This window comes from Aeromonas sp. Y289-2 (assembly GCF_027705925.1).
Lineage (GTDB): Bacteria > Pseudomonadota > Gammaproteobacteria > Enterobacterales > Aeromonadaceae > Aeromonas > Aeromonas veronii.
Genome location: NZ_JAPDCH010000001.1, coordinates 259,343 through 270,448 on the forward strand (window position 1 = coordinate 259,343; position 11,106 = coordinate 270,448).

Annotated in this window: 14 protein-coding genes and 1 tRNA gene; 12 read left to right on the forward strand and 3 right to left on the reverse strand. The window is 60.0% G+C overall.

The features are described 5' to 3' along the window. Positions 1-19: 19 nt before the first annotated feature. The gene (locus OKC43_RS01205; RefSeq protein WP_005351138.1) at positions 20-427 is read right to left on the reverse strand and encodes a helix-turn-helix domain-containing protein; all 408 of its coding nucleotides are present in this window, start codon (positions 425-427) and stop codon (positions 20-22) included. A 147-nt stretch (positions 428-574) separates the two neighbouring features. Between OKC43_RS01205 and OKC43_RS01210 the strand changes: the two genes are divergently transcribed. Beyond that, a complete protein-coding gene (locus OKC43_RS01210; protein WP_270803720.1) occupies positions 575-1,474 on the forward strand; it encodes an aldo/keto reductase in 900 nt (299 codons plus the stop codon). A 71-nt stretch (positions 1,475-1,545) separates the two neighbouring features. Here OKC43_RS01210 and OKC43_RS01215 read toward each other — a convergent pair whose 3' ends face one another. Both OKC43_RS01215 and OKC43_RS01220 read right to left on the reverse strand, forming a co-directional pair. Then, positions 1,546-1,827, reverse strand: coding sequence for an RNA recognition motif domain-containing protein (locus OKC43_RS01215; RefSeq protein ID WP_005337180.1), 282 nt, complete (start codon positions 1,825-1,827; stop codon positions 1,546-1,548). Positions 1,828-2,043: 216 nt separating this feature from the next. Continuing rightward, entirely contained in the window at positions 2,044-2,586 is a 543-nt protein-coding gene (locus OKC43_RS01220; protein WP_270803721.1) for a hypothetical protein, read from the reverse strand. A 106-nt stretch (positions 2,587-2,692) separates the two neighbouring features. Here OKC43_RS01220 and OKC43_RS01225 point away from each other — a divergent pair, with 106 nt between their 5' ends. From OKC43_RS01225 to OKC43_RS01275, 11 genes are all read left to right on the forward strand, one after another. After that, positions 2,693-3,463: an amino acid ABC transporter ATP-binding protein gene (locus tag OKC43_RS01225; protein WP_005337182.1), complete on the forward strand. Its 771-nt coding sequence runs from the start codon at positions 2,693-2,695 to the stop codon at positions 3,461-3,463. After that, positions 3,456-4,253 (forward strand): amino acid ABC transporter permease, encoded by a 798-nt coding sequence (locus OKC43_RS01230; protein WP_270803722.1) that lies wholly within the window; start codon positions 3,456-3,458, stop codon positions 4,251-4,253. Before OKC43_RS01225 ends, OKC43_RS01230 begins: the two co-directional genes overlap by 8 nt. A gap of 2 nt (positions 4,254-4,255) precedes the next feature. After that, positions 4,256-5,077, forward strand: coding sequence for a transporter substrate-binding domain-containing protein (locus tag OKC43_RS01235; RefSeq protein WP_270803723.1), 822 nt, complete (start codon positions 4,256-4,258; stop codon positions 5,075-5,077). Further along, entirely contained in the window at positions 5,077-5,982 is a 906-nt protein-coding gene (locus OKC43_RS01240) for an amino acid ABC transporter permease (RefSeq protein WP_270803724.1), read from the forward strand. The genes OKC43_RS01235 and OKC43_RS01240 overlap by 1 nt, the downstream gene beginning before the upstream one ends. After that, a complete protein-coding gene (gene mepA / locus OKC43_RS01245; protein ID WP_005359850.1) occupies positions 5,976-6,713 on the forward strand; it encodes a penicillin-insensitive murein endopeptidase in 738 nt (245 codons plus the stop codon). Before OKC43_RS01240 ends, mepA begins: the two co-directional genes overlap by 7 nt. An 85-nt stretch (positions 6,714-6,798) precedes the next feature. Continuing rightward, on the forward strand, positions 6,799-7,389 hold the full coding sequence (locus tag OKC43_RS01250; protein ID WP_270803725.1) for a LemA family protein: 591 nt from the start codon (positions 6,799-6,801) through the stop codon (positions 7,387-7,389). Further along, positions 7,386-8,111 carry a TPM domain-containing protein gene (locus OKC43_RS01255; RefSeq protein ID WP_270803726.1) on the forward strand — a complete coding sequence of 242 codons (726 nt, stop codon included), beginning with the start codon at positions 7,386-7,388 and terminating at the stop codon, positions 8,109-8,111. Before OKC43_RS01250 ends, OKC43_RS01255 begins: the two co-directional genes overlap by 4 nt. A gap of 20 nt (positions 8,112-8,131) precedes the next feature. Then, positions 8,132-8,749, forward strand: coding sequence for a TPM domain-containing protein (locus OKC43_RS01260; RefSeq protein WP_058058422.1), 618 nt, complete (start codon positions 8,132-8,134; stop codon positions 8,747-8,749). A 145-nt stretch (positions 8,750-8,894) separates the two neighbouring features. Next, positions 8,895-8,982, forward strand: a tRNA-Ser gene (locus OKC43_RS01265). 382 nt (positions 8,983-9,364) lie between these two features. Next, complete coding sequence (locus OKC43_RS01270; RefSeq protein ID WP_005351127.1) at positions 9,365-10,123, forward strand: flagellar motor protein; 759 nt, start codon at positions 9,365-9,367, stop codon at positions 10,121-10,123. Further along, positions 10,098-10,976 carry a flagellar motor protein MotB gene (locus tag OKC43_RS01275; RefSeq protein WP_270803727.1) on the forward strand — a complete coding sequence of 293 codons (879 nt, stop codon included), beginning with the start codon at positions 10,098-10,100 and terminating at the stop codon, positions 10,974-10,976. Before OKC43_RS01270 ends, OKC43_RS01275 begins: the two co-directional genes overlap by 26 nt. Positions 10,977-11,106 lie beyond the last annotated feature (130 nt).

The following is an 11,106-nucleotide window of genomic DNA, read 5'->3' on the forward strand; positions in this document are numbered from 1 at the left end:
AAGGGTAATATGCCCCTCATCACGCTTCCCCCAGATGGCGACCAAACTCCCGCGCCAGCGCCAAGTCGAGAAAACCGTCCGCTTTCTTGTGGGTGCGCAAAAACTGGTAATAGGCAAGCAGGGTGACCAGTGCCTCCTCATCGGGCAGCCCCACCCCGGGTTGCTGCTCGCCCAGCAGTAGCTGCGCCGCTGCCAGCGCCTCCCTGTCTACCACTTCCGCCTGACGGTAGAGATAACCGCAGCCGGTTGCCAGCCACTCCAGCGAGCAGTTGGCCCCCATGGCGATCTGGTTGGCCCGCGCCAGGCCAGGCTCGGCTCCCTTCAAATATTTGCGGATCAGCGCTTCACTGAGCCCCACCTTGCGGGCAAACGCGCTCACGCTCATCTCCCCGATCAGGCTCTGCAAGCGCTCGGCAAATCCTTCCATCCAACTCTCTCTCCTACTCTGCGATCAGAACCAAAGTTCGAATCATGCCATTGCCCATTATTGCTTTGCCAGCCACATGAGGCCAAGATGCCCGCAGTCATCTATGTTGCACATCGTTTTCGCATCGTGTTTTTCAAGGAGTCAACCATGTCTGTATCCCGTGTCGCCCTGCATCCGCAAGGCCCCACCTTCTCTCGCCTCATCATGGGTTACTGGCGCCTGATGGAGTGGCAGCTCTCTCCGTCCGCTCTGCTCGATCTGATGAAATATCATCTGGATCTGGGGGTCACCACCATCGATCACGCCGATATCTATGGTGGCTACCAGTGCGAAGAGGCCTTTGGTCACGCCCTGCGCCTCGAGCCTTCCCTGCGCAGCCGGATGGAGATCGTCACCAAGTGCGGTATCGCCCTTACCGCCAAGCCGGAGCATGCTCTCAACCACTACAACACCGGCAAGGACCATATCATCGCCAGCGCCGAGGCCTCGCTGCGCAAGCTCGGCACCGACCATCTGGACCTGCTGCTGATCCACCGCCCGGATCCCCTGATGAACGCTGATGAAGTGGCCGACGCCTTTATCACCCTGAAACAGGCGGGCAAGATCAAGCACGCCGGGGTATCCAACTTCACCGCCCGTCAGTTCGAGCTACTGCAATCGCGCCTCCCCTTCCCGCTGGTCACCAACCAGCTGGAGATCTCGCCGCTTCATCAGGAAGGGACCCTCGATGGTACCCTGGATCAGTGCCAGCAGCTTGGCATCAAGCCGATGGCCTGGTCATGTCTCGGCGGCGGCCGACTGTTCAGCGATGACGCCTATGCCCCGCTGCGTGCCGAACTGGAGCAGATCCGTCAGGAAGTGGGCGCCCAGACTATCGAGCAGGTGGTCTACGCCTGGGTAATGATGCTGCCAAGCCAGCCGCTGCCATTGATTGGCTCCGGCAAACGAGAGCGGATTGCTGCCGCCGTGGCCACCGAATCCATCGTCCTCAATCGCCAGCAGTGGTTCCGCATCCGCAAGGCGGCGCTCGGTTACGACGTCCCCTGATAACAGCAAAACGTCCAGAAACAAAAACGGCATGGGGGAAACCCATGCCGTTTTTTTATTGCCGAGGCACCTTAGCGGTGGCGCTGTTGCGGGCGACCACGGGGAGCATCTGTCTTCGGTTTGGCCTGGTTGACGGTGATGGTACGGCCACCGACTTCTGTGCCATGCAGACCAGCGATGGCCTTTTCGGCATCACCATTGACCGGCATTTCAATAAAACCAAACCCCTTTGACTGGCCGGTATCGCGGTCGATGATGATATCAACCTTGTCGACCTGTCCAAACTGGCTGAACAGGGTTTTCAGTTCGTCGGCCGTCATCCGGTACGACAGATTTCCTACGTAAATCTTCATGCCATCCACTCTCGATTCAAGGTGCCTTCTCTATGCAATTCCCAGCATAACGGTAAGGGCACAACCCCTATGCCGGACCTGCCATGGCTTCATGCCGTGGCCTTCTCCACACTGTCGTCAAGTGATTGATCTCTTGGGTTAACAGTGCAGACAAGATCAATTCGAGTCACTGGCAGTATCTGAGCTTTGCCGGGAATTGTCGAGAAAATAGTCGACTCAGGCCGATTGCAGATCTGACAACCGTTGCGCCAGCATCCGGCGACCGTGCCAGGCCCGTTTAAAGCCGAAGCGATAGACAGACGGGCTCACCAGATGGAGCTCCCCCGCCTTGAGATCCAGCAAGGCCATAGCCGCCGCCAGCTCCTCTTCACTCAGTTGCAGATCGAGGCTGAAGTCGAGCCACTGGCCGTCGTGACCCACTCGCCGCTCCCGTTCGAGCGCCACCAGCTGGCTGCGGGGCAACGCCAGCGCCTCATCCTTGTTGCCATTGAGCAGATAGATATGCTGTTCGTCCCACCCCAGCTCCGCCAGGCGCCAGGGCTGCCAGCTGCGGGGCAGCGACACCATGATCCCGGTGATGCCACCAAAGAGCACGCCCACCCAGTTGAGCAGCACCATGGCGCCCCAACCATCCCACAAGGAGGCCGCCACCACGCCCCAACTCACCAGCAACAGCAGAAAAATGACGCAGCGATAGCGAACCGCTGGCGGCATCAACAGCTGCACCTGCGAACCGGCAAGCAAGGATGTAATACGCATGAAAAGCTCCTGTCATCACGAAATGGCGCCATTGTGAATAGCCATCAGGATGCTGACAAGGGGGTTTTCTTTGTCATCCCCCTATAAAATCAATACCATGGCGTAAATGATTCTCAGTGGAACCCGCTTCTTGACCAGCTCGCAACCCTGTGTGCGCTTTTGTGGCGTCGACAAATTCTATGGCGATTTTCAGGCTCTTCATCACATCGATCTCACCATTGAACGGGGAGAGAAATGGGTTATCTGTGGCCCATCAGGCTCGGGAAAATCGACCCTGATCCGCACCATCAACGGGCTGGAGGGGATCGACGACGGCCAGCTGTTCCTGTTTGGCGAGCCGGTGACCCCTTCCTACCTGCGCCGCCTGCAAGGTCGGGTTGGCATGGTGTTTCAGCAGTTCAACCTCTTCCCCCATATGACGGTGCTGGAAAACCTGATGGTGGCGCCGGTGCATACCCTAGGGTTGCGCCCTGAGGAGGCCAAAGCCCGGGCGCTCGGGCTGCTCGAGCGGGTGCGCATTCAGGCACAGGCCGACAAGTACCCCCACCAGCTCTCCGGCGGCCAGCAGCAGCGGGTCGCCATCGCCCGCTCCCTCTGCATGCAACCCGAGCTGATGCTGTTTGACGAGCCCACCTCCGCCCTCGACCCCGAGATGATCCGCGAAGTGCTCGATGTGATCCGCGAGCTGGCTGACGAGGGGATGACCCTGATCTGCGTCACTCACGAGATGGGCTTTGCCCGTCAGGTGGCGGATCGGGTGCTCTTTATGGATGAGGGGAAAATCATCGAGTCGGCCCCGCCCGCTCAGCTGTTCAACGCCCCTCGTCACCCGCGTACCCGGGCCTTCCTCGAACAGGTGCTCAGCTATCATGGCTAGGCTCAATCGCCCCCGCCTGCTCGGCTGGTTGTCAGGCACTGTGATGCTCTGTGCGCTACTGGGCTGTGCACTCTATAGCGGCGCTCGCCAGATGGGCTATGAGTGGCAGTGGCCGCGGGTGTTGCCCTTTCTCGGCGAATGGGATGAGGGAACCTTTTATGCCGGCCCCTTGCTAAACGGCCTGCTGGTCACTTTGCAGGTAGCGCTGCTCAGTCTGTTGGGCACGATGGCTGTCGGGGTGTGCGTGGTTAGCCTGCGGCTGTTTCCCTCCAGGCTCGGCCCCTGGCTCGCCATCGCCTATCTGGCGCTGGTGCGCACCACGCCCCAGTTGGTGCAGCTCTATATTCTCTATTTCTTGCTGGGCCCCATGCTGGGATTGGCCCCCCTTGCCTGCGCCGTGTTGAGCCTCTCCCTCTATCAGGGGGCCTTCACCGCCGAAGTGCTGCGTGCAGGTGTACAGGCCATTCCCAAAGGACAGTGGGAGGCAGCCCAGTCGCTTGGCTTGTCACGGGCCATCACCCTGCGCAAGGTGATCCTGCCCCAGCTGGTGCGCATCACCTTGCCGCCGCTCACCAACGAGCTGGTCTCCCTTATCAAACATTCGGCGCTGGTGAGTGTGATCGCCATCTTCGATCTGACCAACGAAGGGCGTACTCTGGTTGCCGATACGTTTCTGACCTTTGAGGTGTGGTTTACCGTGGCCGCCCTCTATTTGCTGTTAACCCTGACGCTGTCAGCCTGTTCGCGGGTGCTGGCCCGTCACCTGAATCCGGATCAACAAGGACGCTAACCATGAATCTGTCATTCAAGACCACCCTGTCGGGCGCTGCCCTGCTACTGACAAGCCTGCTCACTCCGGCACTGGCACAAACTGCCCCCTCCGACACCCAGGCACAGATCGAGCAGAGCGGTACCCTGCGGGTCGGCATGTCCACCTTCGCCCCCTGGGCGATACGCGACAAGCAGGGGGCCCTGATCGGTTTCGAGATTGACGTGGCCCGTCGCCTCGCCACAGATAACGGCTGGCAGGTAGAGTTCGTGCCTACCGCCTGGGATGGCATCATCCCCTCCCTGCTGGCGAAAAAATATGACGTCATCATCGGCGGCCTCACCATCACCCCCGAGCGGGAGAAGAGCGTGCGCTTCACCCAAGCCTACTCCCATTCGGGGGTGCAGCTGGCCGCCTCCAGCACGCTGGCCAAAGAGAAGAAAACCGTGGCGGACTTCAACCAGCGCGGGGTGATCCTGGCGGTACGTCGTGGCGCCTCACCGGTACAGGTGGCAAAAGAACACTTCCCCAAGGCCACCCTGCGCCAGTTTGATGACGAGTCACAGGTATTTCAGGAGGTGCTGAACGGCCGCGCTCACGGCGCCCTCTCCTCTTCCCCGAAACCCGAGCAAGAGGCGCTGCGCCACCCGGATGCCCTCTTTATGCCGTTTGCCGAGCCGTTGGCACAAGGCGATGAAGGCTTTGCCCTGCGCAAGGGGGATGATGCCCTGGCTGAACAGTTCAACGAGTGGATCGCCGCCCGTCAGGCCGATGGCTGGCTCAAGGCGCGCCATGACTACTGGTTCAAGTCGCTGGCGTGGGAAGCGCAGGTCGCCAACCCCTGATGCTGATTGCTCTAAAAGAGACCATCCGGCGCATCGTCCGTGGGGCATGTCGGAACATCAACTGGCTGGATGGGGCGATCGCCCTGATCCTGCTGCTGGCTGGCCTCTGGCTGACCAGCCGCTTGCACATCGGGGTAGCCTATCAGTGGCGCTGGCATGAGGCCTTCGATCTGCTGTTCACCCCTGGCCCTCACGGCGAGTTGCCCTACTTTTTCAGCGGTCTGCTCACCACCTTGCGCATCGCCCTGCTCGGCATGGTGCTGGCGCTGCTGCTCGGCACTGCGCTGGGGGTAGCCGCCTTCAGCCGCCGCCCCTGGCTGGTGATGCCCGCGACCCTGTTTATCCAGCTGATCCGCAATCTGCCGCCGCTGGTCTTTATCTTCATCTTCTACTTCTTTATCGCCAACCAGCTGCTGCCTGCGAGCGGCCTCTCACGCTGGCTCGGCACCGTATCACTCTCCCCGTGGCAAGAGGCGCTGTTTGGCCCACCTGCCCGCTGGGAAAACCTCATCTCAGGCACCCTCTGCGTTGGCATAATCAGCGCAGCCTTCGTCGCCGAGATCGTCCGCGCCGGGCTGGCCGCCATCCCCCGTGGCCAGTGGGAGGCGGCTCAGAGCCTCGGGCTCTCTCCCTGGGTGCGGCTGCGCCATGTGATCCTGCCGCAGGCCATGCTGCTGATGCTCCCCCCCCTCACCGGCCAGCTCATTGCGCTGGTGAAGGATACCGCCATTGTTTCCCTTATCTCGGTGCAGGAGCTCACCTTCGTCGGCACCGAGATGGCCAACTCCAGCGGACTGGTCTACGAGATCTGGCTGCTGGTGGCCGCAGCCTATTTATCTATATGTTTGAGTCTGTTCGTATTGCTGAGCCGACTCGAAGCAAGACAAGGAGCACGCACATGCTGACGTCCCTGTTGCTGGCGACCGTATTGCAGGCAGAAGCCATCGGCGGTTATGCCGCCGGTTGCCTGAAAAACGGCGTATCCCTGCCCCTTGAAGGGCCGGGTTATCAGGTGATCCGCACCAAGCGGCTGCGCTACTACGGCCACCCCGACCTCATCCACTATCTGCAAGCGCTGGCCAACCAGACCCGCATGGCCGGGCTGCCGGATCTCTACATCGCCGATCTGGCGATGGCCCGTGGCGGCCCCTTTACCTCCGGCCATCGCAGCCATCAGACCGGACTTGATGCCGATATCTGGTTTCGCATGGCCAACCGCCCCATCAGCAAATGGGAGCAGGATGCCCCCAAGGAGTGGGCGCTGATCGACGAACCCAGCTACAAGATGTTGCCGGGTCGCTTTGGCCCCCAGCAGCTCACCCTGCTGCGGCTGGCGGCCAGCAAACCCGAGGTGGCCCGCATCTTCGTCAATCCGGTGATCAAATCCGCGGTCTGCCAACAGGCTGGTAACGAACCCTGGGTCGCCAAGCTGCGCCCCTGGGTGGGCCACTTCAGCCACTTCCACGTGCGGCTGCGCTGCCCGGTGGGCAGCCCCGATTGTGAACCTCAGGCCCCCATTCCGCCCGGCAATGGCTGTGGGGAAGAGCTGGCATCCTGGCTCAAAGACAAGCCCCAGCTGCCCAAGGTCTCCGGCATCAACAAGCGACCTGAACTACCTGCTCGTTGTGGCAACTGACCCCAAGCTGGTATGGTGGTGCACGCTTGGTCGTACACCATCCATGGCGCACTATCGACTCGAAATACCAAAGGAGAACAACAAGATGGCCACATCACTCTGGCGCAGAATCACGCAGAGCCTGTTGACCCTGACCCTGCTGCTCGGCCTGACCGGCTGCGGCATGAACAACATTCCGACCCTGGATGAGCAGGTCAAGGCGAGCTGGGGACAGGTTGAGAACCAGTATCAGCGCCGTGCCGACCTCATTCCCAATCTGGTCGCCACCGTCAAGGGCTACGCCAGCCATGAGCAGGAGACCCTCAAAGCGGTCACCGATGCCCGTGCCCGGGTCGGCAGCGTGCAGGTGAGCGATCCTGCCCAGCTCAAGGAGTTTGAAGCGGCGCAGAACCAGCTCTCCAGCGCCCTCTCCCGCCTGATGGTGGTGGTAGAGCGCTACCCCGAGCTGAAAGCGGATCAGCAGTTCCTTGCCCTGCAGGCCCAACTGGAAGGAACCGAGAACCGCATCTCGGTGGCACGCCGCGACTATATCGAGGCGGTGCGCCAGTTCAATACCGAGATCCGCACTTTCCCCGGCGTTATCTGGTCCAAGCTGCTCTACTCGGATCTGGAAGCCAAACCCAGTTTCAGTGCCAAACCCGGTGCCGATGAGGCGCCCAAGGTCAGCTTCCAATGAAGATGATGCTGCGCTGGTTTCTTCCCTGTCTGCTGCTCTGGGCCAGTGCCCTGCAAGCGGCACCCGACTTCCCGACGCTGAGCGGACGGGTGGTGGATGAAGCCAGTCTGATGTCCCGCAAACAGGCCCATCAACTGACCCAGCAACTGGCGGCCTTTGAAAAACGCAGCGGCATCCAGCTGGTGGTGGTCTCTGTCGACAGCCTCGATGGGGAGACTATCGAGGAGTACGGCTACCAGCTCGGTCGCCACTGGGGGATCGGCCAGAAAGACAAAAACAATGGCGTGCTGTTGCTGATCGCCCAGGATGAGCGCAAGGTGCGGATCGAGGTAGGCTATGGATTGGAAGGCGCCCTGCCCGACGCCATCGCCGCCAACATCATCCATGGCCGCATCCTGCCCGCCTTCAAGCGCGGCGATATGGTGGCCGGGATCATGGCGGGCAGCCAGAGCATCATGAAGGCACTCGCCGGAGAATATCAGCCGGTCGAGCAGCCAAAGAGTGACAAGGGTGGCGGCCCCTGGCTGTTTATTCTGGTGGTGATTGCGATGATCGTGCTCCACAACCTGCGCGGCGGTGGTGGCGGTGGGCCGGGAGGACGACGTCGGTCGACCTACATGGCCGGTGGATTGGGTGCCGGCTCCTTTGGTGGTCGCTCCGGCGGCGGATTCAGCGGTGGCGGCGGCAGTTTTGGCGGCGGCGGAGCCTCCGGTGGCTGGTAACAGGAGTAAAGAGACAAATCATGATTTCTAAACAGTTCTTCCACACGCTTCAGGCAAAGGTGCGCGAAGCGGAGCTAGAGACTGATGCTGAACTGGTCACCGTGCTGGCCCCGGCCAGCGATGGCTATCGCTACATTCCCACCCTCTGGGCGGCGCTGCTGGCGATGCTCACCCCGCTGCTGGTGTTCCAGCTCGGCTTCTGGCTAGGCTGGTACGAAATCCTGCTGGTGCAGTGGTCGGTCTGGCTGCTGCTGAGCCTGCTGTTCCACTGGACCCCCATCAAGATGCGGCTCATCCCGAAGAAGGTTCGCCAGCACCGGGCGGCCCTGATGGCTCGCCTGCAATTTGTCGAGCAAGGGCTGCACCGCACCCGCGACCGGCTCGGGGTGCTGATCTTCGTCTCGGCCGCCGAGCACTATGTAGAAATACTGGTGGATGATGGCATCGCCCAGCATATCGACAACGGCCAGTGGCAGGAGATCATCGACGACTTCGTGGCGCGAGTGCGCAACAGGGAGATCGAACAGGGTTTTCTGGAGTGCGTGGAGCGCGTTAGCGCCATTCTGACCGATGCCTTCCCGGCCACCCGGGATCAAAACGAGCTGCCGGACAGTCTGATCATTCTCGACAAGCCCTGATCCGGTTTAAAAAACCGGCATTCTGCGCAAGGGTTAGGCATTCGGAAAAGATTATGAAAAATAAGGGGAAAAGTGGTTGACCCACACAGCCCTTTCCCCTAAATTACGCCCCGTTCCAGCGCAACAGCGCAGCGAACGAAAATTTGGTGAGGTGTCCGAGTGGCTGAAGGAGCACGCCTGGAAAGTGTGTATACGGCAACGTATCGAGGGTTCGAATCCCTCCCTCACCGCCAAATTTAAAAAAACCGACCTCAGGGTCGGTTTTTTGCTTTCCGGCAAACACCTATGCCGACAAGTGAGCCAGAGCCACGCAGCGGCGGATCATCCACGCACTCATCCCCCGGTTTGAAAAGCCCTGATGGAACATCACTGCTTTTCGTATTGCCAGCTCCCGCCCCTTACCTTGCTTTTGTGATTGCCCCACCCAACAAGCGCTCCTTCCTGTCACAACAGGAGCAACAAGATGATTGCAATGCCATCTTATGGCCGCAACACGCCTTCTTTTATGGACGTTACCCAGCGCCCATTAATTGCTCAGCGATTGGATTTCATTTTGAAAAACTGATACTTAAGTAGCTACACTAGCCATTATCAACATGCAGGGACGTGTAAAAAATGAGCTTGATTGGCTTGGTACTGGCGTTGATCGCCATCCTTGGCGGCAACATGATCGAGGGTGGTCATCCCAGTGCACTGCTCGATCTGCCCGCATTTCTTATCGTGATAGGTGGCACCATAGGTGCTGCGCTGACCCAGTTCCCTTTCTCCGTCGTCGGCAGCACCATGAGGCGTTTCAAATGGCTGCTCTCTCCCCTCAAACTCGACCTGCTGGAACAGGCCCAGTTGCTGGAGACCCTGGCAGGCAACGCCCGCCGCAGCGGTATGCTGGCGCTGGAAGGGATGATCGAGGAGATCAAGGATCCCTTCCTGAAGAAAGGGGTGCAGATGATGGTCGATGGCTACGAGAAGGCCAAAATCCATGAGGTGCTGGAGAACGAGATCGAATTTGAACAGGAAGATCTCGAACAGACGGTCAAATTCTATGAAGCCATGGGCGGCTACTGCCCGACCATGGGGATCGTCGGCGCGGTATTTGGCCTGATCCACGCCATGGGTCTGCTGGATGCCCCCGACAAGCTGGGCGGCGCCATCGCGGTGGCCTTTATCGCCACCATCTACGGGGTATCCGCAGCCAACCTGATCTTCTTGCCGTTCGGCAACCGCTACAAAGGGTTCGCCCACCAGATCCGCCACTACAAGGAGATGACCCTGACCGGCATTCTCTGCATCGTGGATGGCGAATCCCAAGCGCGCCTGCAAGTTACCCTCGAACCTTATCTGGGAGGTCATGGTGGCCAAAAAGAAAAAGGCTGAAGCACCGGAGAACCACGAACGCTGGCTGGTCTCCTATGCCGACTTCATGACCCTGCTGTTCGCCCTGTTTGTGGTGCTCTACTCCTTTGCCATGGCAAAGCAGTCCGAAACCCGGGTGCTTATCCAGGGCTTTATCGAGTCGCTGGGTAAAATCGGCCTCATCTCCCCGCCTGCCGGCTCACCCCTGATGCAGGGGGGCACAGGGATTCTCGAGCCAGAATCAAAAACTACGCCGAGCAGCCCGAAAGAGGAGACTGTGCTGGAGAAAGATGCCCCCATGGCGGCATCGGACCCCTTCAACGAGACCATAGGTGCCTCGGAAAAACCGAGCGCCACCGAAGCCTGGCCCCACAAGACCCGGGAGCAGGAGTGGGTGCAGGTGACCAAGCAGAAGCTGGAGCAGCAGCTAAAGGCCCAGATTGAATCGAAGGATCTGGAGGTCGAGCAGCTTGGCAGTCAGCTGGTGATCCGCATCGGCGAGAAGGCGCTGTTTCCCGCCGATTCGGCGTTCCTGCAGCCCCAGTTCATCCCGCTGGTCAACAAGATCGCCGGCATTTTGGCCAACATCCCGGGGGAGGTAGTGGTCACCGGTCATACCGACAACTCCCAAGCGCCGGTGGAGCTCTATCGCAACAACTGGGAGCTCTCGGTGCTGCGGGCCTCCTCCATCGTGCAGACCATGCTGACCAACCCCCAGCTCGATGCCAGACGAGTCATCGCTCAGGGTGTGGCCGACACCCAACCCCGCTTTGCCAATGACACCCCCGAACATCGCCAGGCGAACCGCCGGGTCGATATCACCCTCTCCCAAGGCAAGGCCGCAGAAGAGTCGCTGCAACTGCTCAAGCCCTGATCCCCTCCGCTCCCGCTTCGCGCGGGAGCCTCTTTTTTAAAAACAAATAACTCAATAATATCAACACCATAAGATCTTAATGATAATGATTGCCATTTATTGTCAAGTGGTCAGGCCTCTGCAATAATGC